This window comes from Bacillus pretiosus, assembly GCF_051294775.1.
Lineage (GTDB): Bacteria > Bacillota > Bacilli > Bacillales > Bacillaceae_G > Bacillus_A > Bacillus_A wiedmannii.
In genome coordinates, this window is the sequence record NZ_JBPPHF010000002.1 from 848,728 (window position 1) to 864,417 (window position 15,690).

The 15,690-nt window shown below is 34.9% G+C and carries 20 protein-coding genes and 2 pseudogenes; 14 read left to right on the forward strand and 8 right to left on the reverse strand.

Annotated elements, in window-relative coordinates; translation table 11 throughout:
• Positions 1-1,413, forward strand: coding sequence for a dihydrolipoyl dehydrogenase (gene lpdA, locus ACSG5Z_RS12765; protein WP_000260106.1), 1,413 nt, complete (start codon positions 1-3; stop codon positions 1,411-1,413).
• 39 nt (positions 1,414-1,452) lie between these two features.
• Here lpdA and ACSG5Z_RS12770 read toward each other — a convergent pair.
• Both ACSG5Z_RS12770 and ACSG5Z_RS12775 read right to left on the reverse strand, forming a co-directional pair.
• Positions 1,453-2,108: pseudogene (locus tag ACSG5Z_RS12770) on the reverse strand (DHHW family protein); the annotation flags it as partial.
• 29 nt (positions 2,109-2,137) lie between these two features.
• Positions 2,138-3,302, reverse strand: a pseudogene (locus ACSG5Z_RS12775) (MBOAT family O-acyltransferase).
• Between the two features lie 246 nt (positions 3,303-3,548).
• On the opposite strand from ACSG5Z_RS12775, the gene ACSG5Z_RS12780 reads away from it, so the two are divergent.
• The gene (locus ACSG5Z_RS12780) at positions 3,549-3,776 is read left to right on the forward strand and encodes a hypothetical protein (RefSeq protein ID WP_048546134.1); all 228 of its coding nucleotides are present in this window, start codon (positions 3,549-3,551) and stop codon (positions 3,774-3,776) included.
• A gap of 1 nt (position 3,777) precedes the next feature.
• Here the strand turns inward: ACSG5Z_RS12780 and ACSG5Z_RS12785 are convergent, their stop codons facing one another.
• Positions 3,778-4,170, reverse strand: coding sequence for a DUF1885 family protein (locus tag ACSG5Z_RS12785; protein ID WP_001163318.1), 393 nt, complete (start codon positions 4,168-4,170; stop codon positions 3,778-3,780).
• A gap of 127 nt (positions 4,171-4,297) precedes the next feature.
• On the opposite strand from ACSG5Z_RS12785, the gene ACSG5Z_RS12790 reads away from it, so the two are divergent.
• The 4 genes from ACSG5Z_RS12790 to ACSG5Z_RS12805 all read left to right on the forward strand — a co-directional run bounded on the left by ACSG5Z_RS12790 (position 4,298) and on the right by ACSG5Z_RS12805 (position 5,279).
• Entirely contained in the window at positions 4,298-4,594 is a 297-nt protein-coding gene (locus ACSG5Z_RS12790; RefSeq protein ID WP_088064496.1) for a DUF3055 domain-containing protein, read from the forward strand.
• Between the two features lie 194 nt (positions 4,595-4,788).
• Positions 4,789-4,917: a GapA-binding peptide SR1P gene (locus ACSG5Z_RS12795; protein WP_000536778.1), complete on the forward strand. Its 129-nt coding sequence runs from the start codon at positions 4,789-4,791 to the stop codon at positions 4,915-4,917.
• Between the two features lie 59 nt (positions 4,918-4,976).
• Positions 4,977-5,105, forward strand: a complete 129-nt coding sequence (locus ACSG5Z_RS12800; protein ID WP_000536801.1) for a GapA-binding peptide SR1P — start codon at positions 4,977-4,979, stop codon at positions 5,103-5,105.
• 45 nt (positions 5,106-5,150) lie between these two features.
• Positions 5,151-5,279: a GapA-binding peptide SR1P gene (locus tag ACSG5Z_RS12805; protein ID WP_000536796.1), complete on the forward strand. Its 129-nt coding sequence runs from the start codon at positions 5,151-5,153 to the stop codon at positions 5,277-5,279.
• A gap of 35 nt (positions 5,280-5,314) precedes the next feature.
• On the opposite strand, the gene ACSG5Z_RS12810 is transcribed toward ACSG5Z_RS12805, so the two are convergent.
• Positions 5,315-6,145 (reverse strand): protein-glutamine gamma-glutamyltransferase, encoded by an 831-nt coding sequence (locus ACSG5Z_RS12810; protein ID WP_000635322.1) that lies wholly within the window; start codon positions 6,143-6,145, stop codon positions 5,315-5,317.
• 75 nt (positions 6,146-6,220) lie between these two features.
• The gene (gene speA / locus ACSG5Z_RS12815) at positions 6,221-7,693 is read right to left on the reverse strand and encodes an arginine decarboxylase (protein ID WP_000084901.1); all 1,473 of its coding nucleotides are present in this window, start codon (positions 7,691-7,693) and stop codon (positions 6,221-6,223) included.
• Positions 7,694-8,060: 367 nt separating this feature from the next.
• On the opposite strand from speA, the gene ACSG5Z_RS12820 reads away from it, so the two are divergent.
• Complete coding sequence (locus ACSG5Z_RS12820; protein ID WP_000456567.1) at positions 8,061-8,330, forward strand: UPF0223 family protein; 270 nt, start codon at positions 8,061-8,063, stop codon at positions 8,328-8,330.
• 80 nt (positions 8,331-8,410) lie between these two features.
• Here ACSG5Z_RS12820 and ACSG5Z_RS12825 read toward each other — a convergent pair whose 3' ends face one another.
• Positions 8,411-9,037, reverse strand: a complete 627-nt coding sequence (locus tag ACSG5Z_RS12825) for a YktB family protein (RefSeq protein ID WP_000175087.1) — start codon at positions 9,035-9,037, stop codon at positions 8,411-8,413.
• A gap of 206 nt (positions 9,038-9,243) precedes the next feature.
• Here ACSG5Z_RS12825 and ACSG5Z_RS12830 point away from each other — a divergent pair, with 206 nt between their 5' ends.
• Both ACSG5Z_RS12830 and ACSG5Z_RS12835 read left to right on the forward strand, forming a co-directional pair.
• Positions 9,244-9,432 carry a YkzI domain-containing protein gene (locus ACSG5Z_RS12830; RefSeq protein ID WP_001250166.1) on the forward strand — a complete coding sequence of 63 codons (189 nt, stop codon included), beginning with the start codon at positions 9,244-9,246 and terminating at the stop codon, positions 9,430-9,432.
• An 88-nt stretch (positions 9,433-9,520) separates the two neighbouring features.
• Entirely contained in the window at positions 9,521-10,312 is a 792-nt protein-coding gene (locus tag ACSG5Z_RS12835; RefSeq protein WP_098230329.1) for an inositol monophosphatase family protein, read from the forward strand.
• Positions 10,313-10,356: 44 nt separating this feature from the next.
• Here ACSG5Z_RS12835 and ACSG5Z_RS12840 read toward each other — a convergent pair whose 3' ends face one another.
• A complete protein-coding gene (locus ACSG5Z_RS12840) occupies positions 10,357-10,536 on the reverse strand; it encodes a DUF5325 family protein (RefSeq protein WP_000400128.1) in 180 nt (59 codons plus the stop codon).
• Positions 10,537-10,676: 140 nt separating this feature from the next.
• On the opposite strand from ACSG5Z_RS12840, the gene typA reads away from it, so the two are divergent.
• From typA to ACSG5Z_RS12855, 3 genes are all read left to right on the forward strand, one after another.
• Positions 10,677-12,521 carry a translational GTPase TypA gene (typA, locus tag ACSG5Z_RS12845; protein ID WP_000914755.1) on the forward strand — a complete coding sequence of 615 codons (1,845 nt, stop codon included), beginning with the start codon at positions 10,677-10,679 and terminating at the stop codon, positions 12,519-12,521.
• A 155-nt stretch (positions 12,522-12,676) separates the two neighbouring features.
• Positions 12,677-12,979 carry a YlaH-like family protein gene (locus tag ACSG5Z_RS12850; protein ID WP_000893656.1) on the forward strand — a complete coding sequence of 101 codons (303 nt, stop codon included), beginning with the start codon at positions 12,677-12,679 and terminating at the stop codon, positions 12,977-12,979.
• Between the two features lie 14 nt (positions 12,980-12,993).
• Positions 12,994-13,269, forward strand: coding sequence for a hypothetical protein (locus tag ACSG5Z_RS12855; protein WP_046956451.1), 276 nt, complete (start codon positions 12,994-12,996; stop codon positions 13,267-13,269).
• A 35-nt stretch (positions 13,270-13,304) separates the two neighbouring features.
• Here the strand turns inward: ACSG5Z_RS12855 and ACSG5Z_RS12860 are convergent, their stop codons facing one another.
• A complete protein-coding gene (locus ACSG5Z_RS12860; protein ID WP_001995040.1) occupies positions 13,305-13,505 on the reverse strand; it encodes a YlaI family protein in 201 nt (66 codons plus the stop codon).
• A 145-nt stretch (positions 13,506-13,650) separates the two neighbouring features.
• Here ACSG5Z_RS12860 and ACSG5Z_RS12865 point away from each other — a divergent pair, with 145 nt between their 5' ends.
• The gene (locus ACSG5Z_RS12865) at positions 13,651-14,106 is read left to right on the forward strand and encodes a PNPOx family protein (RefSeq protein ID WP_000024571.1); all 456 of its coding nucleotides are present in this window, start codon (positions 13,651-13,653) and stop codon (positions 14,104-14,106) included.
• A gap of 246 nt (positions 14,107-14,352) precedes the next feature.
• Positions 14,353-15,681, forward strand: coding sequence for a PhoH family protein (locus ACSG5Z_RS12870; RefSeq protein WP_000358079.1), 1,329 nt, complete (start codon positions 14,353-14,355; stop codon positions 15,679-15,681).
• Positions 15,682-15,690 lie beyond the last annotated feature (9 nt).

Sequence of the window (15,690 nt, forward strand, 5' to 3'; positions counted from 1 at the left end):
ATGGTAGTAGGAGATTTCCCAATTGAATTAGATACAGTCGTTGTTGGTGCAGGTCCTGGTGGATACGTTGCGGCAATTCGTGCAGCACAATTAGGTCAAAAGGTAGCAATTATCGAAAAAGCTAACCTTGGTGGCGTATGCTTAAACGTTGGATGTATTCCTTCAAAAGCGTTAATCAATGCAGGTCATCGTTATGAGAATGCAATGCATTCTGATGACATGGGTATCACTGCAGAGAACGTAAAAGTTGACTTTACAAAAGTTCAAGAATGGAAAAACGGCGTAGTTAAGAAATTAACTGGCGGTGTTGAAGGCCTTCTTAAAGGTAACAAAGTTGAAATCATTCGCGGTGAAGCTTACTTCGTAGATGCTAACACATTACGCGTAATGACTGAAGATGCAGCACAAACGTATACGTTTAAAAATGCTGTTCTTGCAACTGGTTCTACACCAATCGAAATTCCAGGATTCAAATACTCTAAACGTGTTATCAACTCTACAGGTGCTTTAAGCTTACCTGAAATTCCTAAAAAACTTGTTGTAATCGGCGGCGGTTACATCGGTATGGAATTAGGAACTGCATATGCTAACTTCGGTACAGAAGTTACTGTAGTAGAAGCTGGCGACGAAATCTTAGCTGGTTTCGAAAAAGCTATGAGCTCTGTTGTTAAACGTGCTCTTCAAAAGAAAGGTAACGTAAATATCCATACAAAAGCTATGGCTAAAGGCGTTGAAGAAACAGAAACTGGCGTAAAAGTTAGCTTTGAAGTTAAAGGTGAAATCCAAACTGTAGAAGCAGATTACGTATTAGTAACTGTAGGTCGTCGTCCAAACACTCAAGAAATTGGTCTTGAGCAAGTTGGAGTTAAAATGACTGACCGCGGCATCATCGAAATCGATGAGCAATGTCGTACAAACGTATCAAACATCTATGCAATCGGTGATATCGTTCCTGGACCACCATTAGCTCACAAAGCTTCTTACGAAGGTAAAGTAGCTGTTGAAGCAATTAGTGGCCATGCATCAGCAATCGATTATATCGGAATTCCTGCAGTATGCTTCACTGATCCTGAATTAGCATCTGTTGGTTACACTAAGAAACAAGCTGAAGAAGCAGGAATGACAGTAGCTGTATCTAAGTTCCCATTCGCTGCTAACGGTCGTGCATTATCATTAAACAGCACTGACGGTTTCCTACAACTTGTAACACGTAAAGAAGATGGTCTTCTTGTAGGTGCTCAAGTTGCAGGTGCAGGCGCTTCTGATATTATCTCTGAGATTGGTTTAGCTATCGAAGCTGGAATGACAGCAGAAGATATCGCTCAAACAATCCACGCTCACCCAACATTAGGTGAGATCACAATGGAAGCAGCTGAAGTTGCTCTTGGAATGCCAATTCACATTGTAAAATAATTATAAAAAAACGTCTTCTAAATTTAGAAGACGTTTTTTTTATTCTTTATTTTCAAATTGATACATTTTTTATTTGTACTAGTGTCATTATAAAGGAATAACACGATATCAGCATTTAGTTTTTCGAGTTCTTGTTTTACATTTTTGCTTGCCGCAAATCGTGGATCAATAAATGTTGTTTGTTCAAACTCTTGTGCAAATAAAGGATAAGTTGCATCTGCATAAGAATCTTTAATAATGACAGCATGTAGTTTGGTTTTTGCATCTGGATTTAAAATATTTATCTGTGCATAGTCTGTTTTGTAAACGAAACTATAGTCTGGTGAAAGCTTATTTTTGTCCACTGCAAAGAATTCCTTCATCGGCATTTTCATCGATTCTTCTGATTTTGGACCGAGATATACAGTGTAATTATCCCACATATTTGGGTTTTGCTTTAATTGTACATATGGGATTGTTTCAGGTGTTTCTATTAAATTATACAGTTGTTTATTCCAACTACCGATAAAGTGTCCATTCGGTTTTTCTATAGTTATTTTATAATCATCTCGATTAACAGCATTACCTTTAAATGTTTTAGATTCATTAGCAATGTGCTTCATTGTTTGCTCGTATGCATAAAATGCACCTTTCATATTCCAATGATGATCGGTCTTAAAGTATAGATCTTCTAATTGTTCATGAGTAAATTCCTTTAGTGAAATTTTTCATAGTTAGCCCTCCTTTAGAAGCGGAAGTAAATAAATGGATTGTAAGTTGCATTCGTTAAATACATCATAGTTATGATTAAGACACTCAAGTAATAAAGTGGAGATAAAATGACTACCTTTTTATTTGCTAATTGATTCTTGATCCAAGAGAAAAATGGAGCGGATGTAATAATAGCAAGTATTAAAGATTAACCAATAATTCATCACATAGAAATAACTCGTAATGTCAGTCAACGATCTATTTAATCCGAACATTGCTTGTGAAAATTTAGAACAGTAGCTAAAATTATCAGCGCGGAAGAACACCCAACCAATAATCACTAAAAACATAACGTATACGTGTTGAATCGGCCAACATAATTTTTGTAATAATTTTTCGAAACCAGCCTTTTCTAAAGCGATTAAACATCCGTAATAAATACCCCAAAATCATAAATGTCCAACTAGCTCCATGCCAAAATCCGGTTAACGCCCATACAATGAAGAGATTACGATAGATTTTCCAAGTGGATACGCTCATTGTTGCTGGATCCATCGCAAATATTTCATCGGCAATAGCTCCTAATTGATTCGCAATTAAAACCTTCTTTCCTAATCCAATGATAAAATGACGAATTCCTTCTGAAAACTTATCAGCAGTAACTGTTCTAACATGTAATTGAAAAGCGATTGTATTATATCGAACAATGGGTCCTGCTATTAATTGTGGGAAAATAGTAAAGTATAGTGCAAGGTCAAATAGATTTCGCTGAGCTTCTACTTTTTTCTTATAAATGTCAATAATATAACTCATTGCATGGAAAGTGAAAAATGAAATCCCAATTGTAAGGGGATTTTTTCTAGTACAATGTTTGTATGAAAAATGCCATTTATATTATCTACTAAGAAATTAGCGTATTTAAAATATCCGCGTATAGCAGTATTGACAACGATTGCTATAGTCAGAATAACTTTTCTATTTGTACTAGACAGTCGGTCTTTATTAAGCCATATTTCGAACCAATAGTTGATGAAAATAGAAAAAAGCATTAGGAAGACATATATTGGTTCTCCCCAAGCATAAAATAATAAACTAAATAATAGAAGAACTATGTTTTGTAATTCTTTCCGTACTGAGTAGTACACGAAAGGAATTGCAGGTAAAAAAAGGCATAAGAAAAACAAATTGCTAAATACCATGTATCATTAAATCCTTTCTATCTTTTCTCTTTAAGGAGTATGCCATGCGATGAATGAATAATCTATCTTATAGGAGATATGAGAGAATGTATTGTTAAAAACGAGGAATATTCGCATTAGAATAGTTGGAGAATTTGAAAAAGAAAAATACAACGATGAATTAGGTGGGATTTGGAAAAGTCTACCTTCAAAATGTTAAGAGGGAAGAGCTGAAGCATATAATAGGAAGAAAAAGGAGGTAACGCTATGAAAATTACACTAGCTTCATTTTTTCATCTAGTTTTATGGAGTGGATTTTCAGTAGTGTTATTATTGTCAAGTCGTGATAAACTTCATTATAAAATTTTTCTTTTTCTTATATTTTTGTACTTAGCGTATGTAATAGCGTATGTCATACTAAGTGCAAGGAGAAAAGCGATGCTTCTTACTTGCACAAATAGTATGATCTTTCTAATCATTTATTTTTGTTTTTAAATTAACGCTTATAGAAATACATTGTTCTTCCATTAAATAATTGTAATTCTCCTTCTAATTTCTTCGCTAGAAAACGGCAAAATTCATTTGCTTTTCCTTTATCACCGAATGTTGCATTAGGTGGTAAAGAAATCTGAATAAAAGATTGTTCCTTTTCTATACCAACACCAACATATATGGAGTCATATCGATCGTGAGTAGCTTGTAGTTTTAATGTTGTTGCTGATGTATCTAAAATTTCATAAGGAAAAGCGGTATTTGTATAAGCGTAATTAATTTGAACACCAGTTTTGGAAGTAACTGTTTTATAGTACTGAAAAAGTTGTTTTATATCATCTGTTGAAACAGTTTGTTGATTGGATTTAGGTACAAGCGTAATAAAGGCATGTTGCATATAAGTTCCTCCTAACTTAGTAGAATACTATCATTCTACATCCTACTGAATTTTTTGACAATTAAAAGGAGTATTCCTTTTTTTGTTTAATATACTAATGAAAGGTGATGTAGAAAGGTGGAAACCGATGTTTGAAAAATTGTATGATGAGCATGAAAGTGTGAAGGTACGATTTTTGGGGTTTATGACACATGATACTCGTTATGATTTTGGTGTTATTTATACAAATATGTTTTTTGGAAAGCTGCTCATTGTTTGTATGCAAACAGGAAGGTCTACTTTACTTGGAAGAGATGATGTAGAGAATGTGCAACATATACAGGAAGTTTTTAAATTAGGGTCAGAAGAGGAAGCAGCAGAGTTAGCTCAGTTTTTTAAATTTTTAGTCCCATCTACTTCTTTGCATGCGGAATATGAAGAATAATTAATGTAAAACAGTCGTACGTATAAATATGGCTGTTTTTTTGTTCGAATATCGCATACTAATTTAAATTAAAAATATTTAATGTGTTATACTAAAAACCTATTGACGTAAAAAGTATAACATATTAAAATAAAGACAGAAAGTTAAGCGGTTACAAAAGTTTTTGGGATTATAAACTTAGGGGGAAATGAAAAATGGGAACGATCGTATGTCAAGATTGTGAAGGTACAATTGCACACTTCGAGGATGAGAAAGTAACGGTACTTTACGGGAAATGTGGATCTTGCGGATGTGATCACACAGAGCATACAAAAGCCCAATAATTGATAGGAAATGGACAGCTAAAAGTTTTTAGGACCATAAACTTAGGGGGAAATGAAAAATGGGAACAATCGTATGCCAAGTATGTGAAGGAACAATCGGACATTTTGAAGATGAAAAAACGACAGTGCTTTACGGAAAATGTGGTACAAATTGTGACTGTGCTAATAGAGACAAGGCGAAAGCTTAATTATAAATAAGTAGATTATTATTAAAACTCAGGGGGAAATGAAAAGTGGGAACAATCGTATGCCAAGTATGTGAAGGAACAATCGGACATTTTGAAGATGAAAAATCAACAGTACTATACGGAAAATGTGGATCTCATTGCGAATGTGACCATAAAGAACATACAAAAGCTTAAATAAGAAGAAGCGCCTACATATGTAGGCGCTTTTTTTAATAAATTGTAGTTGTATGGCCAACTGTTGCAACGATTGCATCATCTCTAATCGGAATAAATCCTATCGATGTCTGTGGAGTGCTAGGAGAGGCGTAGTGGCTCATGAGACGGCTATCAATACGGGTAATAGTATCGGTCAAGAAAGCTGAAATAAAAGCGTAAGGGACTCGTCGTTCATTTAATGAGTATATAATTTCCTCTTTTGTTTTTACACCTACGCCATGTCCGTAAAAAAAGAAATTTCCTAGATAGATTGTATTTTCTCCTTGCCACTCGATCGTAGCTGGATTCACTTGTGGATTTTTAAAATAAACGAGATCACCTGGAACAAGATCGCCACCCGTTTTTGTTATGAGCTTTAAATCTTGATCGTAGTCCCACGTATAAAGTAAAAGGTTTGCAAAGAGACGGTTGAAAGTTTCTTCCTCATATAATGATAGTAAAGCTTTGTAAAAAATAATGATCATAGCGGTGGCGCATTCAGTTCCATATAGTTTTCCGTTTTTGAAAATATCTTGTATGGCAATGGAAGGGGGTATGTTTGGTAGTAGCTCGAATCCTCCAAGTGGTGTTCTTTTCCAATACTGGGGGTTGCAAAAGGATTGTTGAAATGTGCGAAACTGAAATCCACTTTGAAAAAGTTCTAATGCAGAAGTAATAATATTCACTCGCAAATTTAGATCAAAGCTGAGTTCATCAGATGTTCGGAAGGAATAAATTTCTTGATTTCCTGCCATTATCGATAAAATTTGTTGTTTCTCAGCTGCAAATGGCTCATATTCATTTGTGATATAAGGATGTACAATAGAACGGCCTATTACAATCATAATAGTATCCCCACCTATACGTTACATTACTTAATATCGTATGGGAAAAGAGAAAAAAGGTGAAAGAAAAGCCTATCAACTGATAGGCTTGTACTCTTTAATCACACGTAATGTTTGTAATGTCATATCTTCAGGACCTTGTACAGGTAAACCCGCTTCTAAGTTTTTACGAATATACTCTAAGTTATCTTGTGTAATAATTTCCCCCGGAGTAAAGATTGGAATCCCTGGCGGATAAACCATAACGAAATCAGCTATAATACGACCTGCTGCATTTTCAAACGGAATGACTTCTGTTTCCGAATAAAAAGCATCTCGAGGAGAAAGTGCTAGCACTGGTATTTCTGGAATTTCTACTTGTATTTGAACACCTTTATCGGCTTTATTTCTAAATGTTGCTGCTAAATCTTGTAATGCTGCAATAAGTGTATTTGTCTCACTTTCTGTATCCCCAAAAGTGACAAGACATAGTATGTTGTATAAATCCGAGAGTTCTACTTCAATGTTATATTGCTCTCTAAGCCATACTTCAGCCTGATGGCCTGTAATACCTAAATCTTTTACAGATACAATTATCTTTGTAGGATCGTAGTTAAAAGTAGCATCTGTACCTAGCATTTCTTTCCCAGGACAGTAAAGATCCTCAACAGCATTAATAGCATCACGAACTTGTTCCGCTAATTGAATTGTTTGTTCTATGAGTGCTGTTCCTTCTGTAGCAAGACGTTTTCTAGCAACATCTAGGGATGCTAACAAGATGTAAGAAGTTGATGTAGTCGTAAGCATGCTAATAATAGATTGAACATGTTTAACGTTCACAAGGCCTTCCTTCACGTTAAGAATAGAACTTTGCGTTAAAGATCCTCCTAATTTGTGAACACTTGTTGCTGCCATATCTGCACCGGCTTGCATCGCTGACATCGGCAATTCATCGTGAAAATGAATATGAACACCATGAGCCTCATCAACTAGTACAGGGATATCATAAGAATGGGCTAATTGGACAATCTGTTCTAAGTCCGCAGCAAAGCCAAAGTATGTTGGATTAATAACAAGTAAGCCTTTCGCATCTGAATGCTCTTCAAGTGCCTTTTTGACAGATTGAATTGTGATTCCGTGTGAAATACCAAGTTTTGGATCGATTTCAGGATGCATGAAAATCGGTTTTGCACCTGAGAAAATAATAGCTGACATTACTGATTTATGCACGTTTCGTGGCACTAGGATTTTGTCACCAGGACCGCACACGCTCATCACCATTGTCATTATTGCACCACTTGTACCTTGAATAGAAAAGAAAGTATGATCTGCACCAAATGCAGCGGCTGCTAAATCTTGTGCTTCTTTAATCATACCTTTTGGATGATGTAAATCATCGAGCGGCGCAATATTAATTAAATCAATTGCTAATGCATTATGCCCAATAAATTCGCGAAATGTAGGATCCATGCCCTGTCCTTTTTTGTGACCAGGAATATGGAATTGAATTGGATTTCGCTTACTGTGCTCAACTAAAGCGGTAAACAATGGTGTTTCGTATTGGGACAATCTATACACCCCTTCTTTTTCATAATATTTATTAGAGTTTGTTTTATATAATCTTGTTCTAAAAAAATTAAGTGCTTTTTAGAATGAGACTTGTTTTTCTGCCAATCACAAAAGCATTTTTGAGATGGTAGGTTCACTTTATTTTCTATAAAACAAAAGCATTATATCACCAATAATTATTGATGTATAGAAAAAAATATTTTTACAGTGAGTATGTTAAATAGTTATTTCCAATTAACTTATAGAGGAAGACAATTCCATCACAATGAATAAATAGTGTATAATGCAAAGTGGCTATAGTGAAGAAGAAAAAAATCCCTTTAAGATAGCATATTGAAATAAGAAGAAATGATAAATGAGGTGCGAAATGGAATATCAATATCCGTTAGATTATAATTGGTCAAATGAGGAAATGGTTGTAATTGTGAAGTTTTATGAAGCAATTGAGAAAGCATATGAAAAAGGAATTATAAGAGAAGAATTAATGGGATTATATCGTCGTTTTAAAGAGATTGTTCCATCTAAAGCAGAAGAGAAGAAAATTGATAAAGAGTTTCAAGAAGTAAGTGGATATTCTATATACCGTGCGATTCAAAGGGCGAAAGAAACTGAAGAACAAAAGCTTGTGAAAATGTAAAAAAATTTTGAAAAATGAAAACTGAAGTGATATAATGTGATAACAACTAAAAACGGACAATATAAATTGTCCGTTTTCTACTATCGATTACAAAGTGCATATAAAGGAAGGAGTGATTGCATCGTAGATTCAATCTTAGCAAGGAATTGTTCGTTGGTCATTGCTGAAAACTCCTCTGGTGATATATGAATACCAACTAATAATTCTGCTTTTTTCACAGTAGCTAGACGTTCAATCATCTTTTGTAAGTCTTCTGTTTCAAGTGTTTTATGTAATTTTACACTTGGTTTAGTATGGTCAATGGACCAAACGAAGTCATTTGGAATATTTGTTTTTAAATCATTTAAATGTTCTAAGAAGGCGTGAGCCGTCTCCACTTTTTGTGGACACTCATAGATTAAACCAAAGTATATGAAGGCATGAGTACCCCATAATCCAATTTGGAAATGTGGCAGCATTTTATAACCGCGTTTATTTGTTGAAAAAGCAACCCAAGTATCGTTTGGTGGATTGACTTTGCGGCGTGCATGTTTTGCTACATGATAAAAAAAGTTCTCATCAGTTTGTTTGGATAAATACGTTGCAAACTGTTCCCCTAAAGCTTCAAGCTTAGGATGAATGTTCGTTTTAATTGCACTCATTCGTTCTTCGAGACCATCAACTGTAAAGACCTCAAAATCAGTTGACTTGAATGTTTGTAGTGTCATGATTGTTCCTCCAACTCCTATTTTGCTTTTATTTTAGCATAGCTTGTACTATTCATAAAAAAAACAGCACAAAAAAATTTAAATAAAAAAATATAATTTTGTTGCATAGATGATTTATCCAACATAGTATAGTATAAAACAAAAAATCAGAAAATTGAATCAATTCCAGTCCGAGGGCAGACGAATATTGGGAGGAGGCAAATAATATGAGACAGGTGATTAATGCGTTAAAGAGAACAGATGCTGAAAAGAGAATACCGGTGCTACGTTTGGAGCTAGATTATGAATTAGCAACTTTATATGATGCGATGATGGAAAATGATAAACTGAAAAAAGAAGAGTGTGTACAAAAGTTAGAAGTGTTAAGACTTGAAATGATTCGTTTAGAAGCGTAATAATAGTATATGTATAAAAAATTAGTTGGTGCGAACCTTATAAAGGGTTCGTTTTTTCTGTGAACAGTATAGATCGGAGTGTTTAAACATGCAAGAAGTATGGAAAGACATCGATGCACACGCCAAACAGTGGATTCGAGATGCAGGAGAGTTTTTAAAGGCATCAATGGAAAAAGCACTTATTATAGAAACGAAATCCAATGCAGCTGATTTAGTAACAAATATGGACCGAGAAATAGAACAGTTTTTAATTGGGAAAATTAAAGAAACATTCCCGAACCATAATATTTTAGGAGAAGAAGGTTATGGAGATGAGGTAACTTCTTCTGATGGGGTTGTTTGGTTAATTGATCCAATTGATGGCACGATGAACTTTGTTCATCAAAAAAGAAATTTCGCAATTTCAATTGGAATTTATGAGAACGGTATCGGAAAGGTTGGACTCATTTATGATCCAGTTCATGATGAATTATACCATTCGGTAAAGGGAGCTGGAGCATTTTGTAATGAAGTACCAATACCTTTATTGGAAAAAGGAACTGTAGAGCAAGGTATTGTAGCTTTAAATGCGATATGGCTTACCGACAATCCAATGCTTAATAAGGAAAGTATGATGGCGCTGGTTAAGAAAGCAAGAGGCACGAGATCATATGGCTGTGCAGCGTTAGAGATGGTATACGTTGCAACAGGAAGAATAGATGCATATGTAACGCCGAGATTATCACCATGGGATTTTGGTGGGGGACAGATAATTGTAGAGGAAGTTGGAGGCAAGGTGACAACTTTTTCTGGATCCCCGCTTTCTATCGTAGAGAAGAGCAGCGTATTAGTTGCAAAACCAGGAGTGTATGAAGAGTTGTTACGATTTATAGCGGAGTAACAAAAAAAGTAAGAGGCTGTATAAGCGCTTCTTACTTTTTGACGTTATTTCGATTTACGCATTTTTCTTTTTGTTACAAAACCGTATCCAACTGTAACAAATGTGCCGATAATGCAAATAATAATACCGATGGGACTATTTTCAGCAACCATAATGCCGATACCGATTAAGAAAATAACACCGATAATTGCAGTTAATAAAAAGCGATATTGAATGTGTTCCATTTCTTCACCCTCCAATCTCATTTTACTTTCACAAAAGTAAGAATACAACTATATTTTCATTCTTGATTTTATTTTGATTGCCATTGTATCCCCTTCGCTCTTATAATAGAGAAGGATTAAAAAGACATTAGGAGTTGGACATGTTGAAAAAACGACAAGATTTACGAAATATAGCAATTATTGCCCACGTTGACCATGGTAAAACAACACTTGTTGACCAGTTATTACGTCAAGCGGGGACGTTCCGTGCGAATGAACATATTGAAGAACGCGCAATGGACTCAAACGATCTAGAAAGAGAACGTGGTATTACAATTTTAGCGAAGAATACTGCGATTCACTATGAAGATAAAAGAATTAACATTTTAGATACACCTGGTCACGCTGACTTCGGTGGAGAAGTAGAACGTATCATGAAAATGGTTGATGGTGTTCTACTTGTTGTTGATGCATATGAAGGTTGTATGCCACAAACACGATTTGTTTTAAAGAAAGCTCTTGAGCAAAACTTAACTCCAATCGTTGTTGTAAACAAAATTGACCGTGACTTCGCTCGCCCTGATGAAGTAGTTGATGAAGTAGTTGACTTATTCATCGAACTTGGTGCAAACGAAGATCAATTAGAGTTCCCAGTTGTATTTGCATCAGCAATGAACGGAACAGCAAGCTTAGATTCAAATCCAGCAAATCAAGAAGAGAATATGAAATCATTGTTTGACACAATTATTGAACATATTCCAGCACCAGTTGATAACAGCGAAGAGCCACTTCAATTCCAAGTAGCACTTCTTGATTACAATGACTATGTTGGTCGTATCGGGGTTGGACGCGTATTCCGTGGTACAATGAAAGTAGGACAACAAGTTGCATTAATGAAAGTTGATGGAACTGTAAAACAATTCCGTGTAACGAAATTATTTGGTTACATTGGATTAAAACGTCAAGAAATTGAAGAAGCAAAAGCTGGAGATTTAGTAGCTGTTTCGGGTATGGAAGACATTAACGTAGGTGAAACGGTATGTCCGGTTGAGCATGAAGAGGCTTTACCATTATTACGTATTGATGAGCCAACACTACAAATGACATTCCTTGTAAATAACAGCCCATTTGCAGGTCGTGAAGGTAAATTCATTACATCTCGTAAAATTGAAGAGCGTCTTCGTTCACAATTAGAAACAGATGTAAGTTTACGTGTAGATAATACAGATTCTCCTGATGCGTGGATCGTATCTGGACGCGGGGAATTACATTTATCTATCCTAATTGAAAACATGCGTCGTGAAGGTTATGAACTACAAGTATCTAAGCCTGAAGTAATTATTAAAGAAGTTGATGGCGTAAGATGTGAGCCTGTAGAGCGCGTGCAAATCGATGTACCTGAAGAATACACTGGTTCTATTATGGAATCTATGGGTGCACGTAAAGGTGAAATGTTAGATATGGTGAATAACGGAAACGGTCAAGTTCGCCTTACTTTCATGGTTCCAGCACGTGGTTTAATTGGTTACACAACAGAATTCTTAACATTAACTCGTGGTTACGGTATTTTAAACCATACATTCGATTGCTACCAACCAGTACACGCTGGACAAGTTGGTGGACGTCGCCAAGGTGTTCTAGTTTCACTTGAAACAGGAAAAGCATCACAATACGGTATTATGCAAGTTGAAGACCGTGGTGTAATCTTCGTTGAACCAGGTACAGAAGTATATGCTGGTATGATTGTTGGAGAACATACTCGTGAGAATGACTTAACAGTTAACGTTGTAAAAATGAAACAACAAACTAATATTCGTTCTGCGACGAAAGATCAAACTTCAACAATGAAAAAACCACGCTTAATGACTTTAGAAGAGTCATTAGAGTACTTAAACGATGACGAGTTCTGTGAAGTAACTCCAGAATCAATTCGTCTACGTAAAAAGATTCTTGATAAGAGCGAGCGCGAAAGAGCTGCTAAGAAAAAGAAATCTGTAGAAGCGTAAAATAATAGAACAGCTACCTTTGAGGGGTGGCTGTTTTTTATTGTATTTATTTTTGGAATATTTACTCTTTTTTGTGGACAGTATTTTTTTTGCGGGTTACTCTTGTATTAAGTACATAAATAAAATTTGTTTCTTGTGAGAAAGGGGGATGAATGATGTTAGAAAGAATGTCGTTTTTTGCGAAATTATGTAAAGTTGATGAAAATCCGGAACTAGGGATGTGGTTGCTGTATGGCATCATTATTATATTAAGTGCACTTGTGTATAATTTAGGTTTTGCAAGAAAACTATCAATAATAAAAAATATAGTGATATATATATCGTTAGCGATTGGATGTACAGTTTTAACTTTCTTTGCAGTTTTTTTACCTGTTGGAGAGGGCCTTGTTGTAGCGGCAATTGTACTTGGGATTTATAGGTTGCGTTTACGTCAAGCGAGACAACAAAAAGCAGGGTGAGGGGGCAAATTTTTATGCGTTCAGTACAAGATGCGTTATATAATTGGTTAACAATTAAAACAGTTGCCGAAGCACGTCCAGATGATCGTGCTGCACAAGAAACGTATTTGTTATTTGAAAATATGATATATGAAGAACATAAATTAAAGAATGTGGAAGTTAAAAAGAATGAAGAAATGTATTTGATTACATATGAAATGAATGGAGAAAGAAAATCTGCAAGGTTTCCGTTAGAAGCTATTGATTGTTTTTTGGATCAAATGAATCGTGAACCTGAAAAATATAAATAAGTCCTTATCTATATGATTAAGGACTTATTTACATTTTACCAATCGTCTTCGACTTTTTTATCACGGTATAATCGGAAATTACCACTTGCATGACGTTCCATCGTACGTTCTGCAATTCGTTCCGAACATTCCATGCACATATATGTATGAATAGGGCGGTTACGTAGTTTTTTTGCCATAGGATTTTCATCATCTAACATATCTTTTTTATCACAAATCATACACTTGACTCTCATTTCGTCACCTCAATACGAATTCTATCAGTATAAGTATATCATGGAAGTGTAATATTTTTGAATAATAGCGGGAAAAAATAATATTTTCGCAATTCAAAAAATAAGTTATGATAAGGATATAGTAAGTATATTTGGAGGTGGAAATATGGCGAATGTAGTAGATCCTACATTAACAGATGATTTAGTACAAACGTTACGTAAAGAATGTATTGTTATGGTAGCAACAACAGACTTCGAAAAACAAGTTCCTAACGTAAGTGCTATTTCTTGGGTGTATGCAGTGAGTAAAACTAGTATTCGATTTGCAGTAGATCAACGTTCACGTATTGTGGAAAATATACGGCATAGTACTGGGCTAGTATTGACTATAATGGCGAATGAATCCGTATTTTCCATAAGTGGTGCAGGTGAAATTTTGACTGATAGAATGGAAGGCATTCCTCTAAAATTAACTGTAATAGAAGTAAATGTACAAGAAGTACGTGATGTTATGTTTTATGGAGCGAAGCTTGCAACTGAGCCAACCTATGAAAAAACATATGATATTCGCGCAGCGAAAAAGCTGGATAACCAAGTGTTAGTAGGAATAAAAGAATTATAAATGTGATAAATAAGAAAATAAGTTATTAACTTTTGTAATCAGTTATTGTGATTTTATGTTAATAATTATAATTAAAAGTAATATATTGAATAGAAATGAATAAAAAATAAATAAAAGGTTTCATGGTTATGAATTTCGATTCTACCTCGTTTATACGGTACATATAATTATAACAATGGTTCGTCCATATTTTATGGATGAAACCCTTGTTCTACAAATTTAAAAGTGGAGTCAGGGGGTAACAGGTTGGATAAAATTTATGTGTTAGATACGAATGTACTTTTGCAGGATCCTTTATCTATTTTTTCATTTGAAACAAATGAAGTAGTGATTCCAGCAGTTGTATTAGAAGAGGTTGATTCGAAAAAACGTTATATGGATGAAGTAGGACGAAACGCTCGTTATGTATCTAAGTTAATAGACAAATTTCGTGAAATAGGAAAGCTGCATGAAAGTATTCCGTTAGAAAACGGCGGTACATTTCGTATTGAATTAAATCATCGTTCATTTGTTCAACTACAAGATATTTTTGTAGAAAAAACAAATGATAATCGAATTTTAGCTGTAGCAAAAAATCTATCTTTAGAAGAACAAGAAAAAGAGGACGGGAAGTCTGTTATTTTAGTAAGTAAAGACGTGCTCGTAAGGGTAAAAGCTGATGCAATTGGTTTGAAGGCGGAAGATTATTTAAGTGATCGTGTAATTGAAGTAGATAATATATATTCAGGATTTTTAGAAGGGTATATATCAAAAGAGCAATTAGATTATTTTTATGAAAAAGGTGAATTGCCTTTATCCGAAATTGCAAATCACCCTTTTTATCCAAATCAGTTTGTAGTAATGAAAGATGCATTAGGGGGATCTAGTTCAGCACTTGGCATTGTGGATCATTTAGGTAAGAAGGTAAAGAAACTTATTTTTCACAATGAACAAGTATGGGGGATACGACCACGAAATGTGCAGCAAATTATGGGGTTAGAATTGTTGCTTCGTGAAGATATTCCGCTAGTAACGTTAACGGGGAAAGCTGGTACAGGAAAAACATTACTCGCGTTGGCTTCAGGACTCATGCAAACGGAAGATTTAGGACTATATAAAAAACTACTCGTTGCAAGGCCAATTGTTCCAGTCGGAAAAGATATCGGTTATTTACCAGGAGAAAAAGAAGAAAAGTTAAGACCATGGATGCAACCGATTTTTGATAATCTAGAGTACTTATTTAATACGAAAAAGCCAGGAGAGTTAGATGCTATTTTAGCTGGAATGGGTTCGATTGAAGTAGAGGCCCTTACCTATATACGTGGGAGAAGTATTCCAGATCAGTTCATTATAATTGATGAAGCACAAAATTTAACGAAGCATGAAGTGAAAACGATATTAACAAGGGTAGGAGAAAAAAGTAAAATTGTATTAATGGGAGATCCTCAGCAAATTGATCACCCGTATTTGGATGAATATAATAATGGTTTAACATATGTTGTAGAGAAGTTTAAAGAGCAACGTATTAGTGGTCATGTAAAGTTTGTTAAAGGGGAGCGGTCTAATTTAGCTCAACTTGCAGCGGATTTATTATAAAAGGAGTGA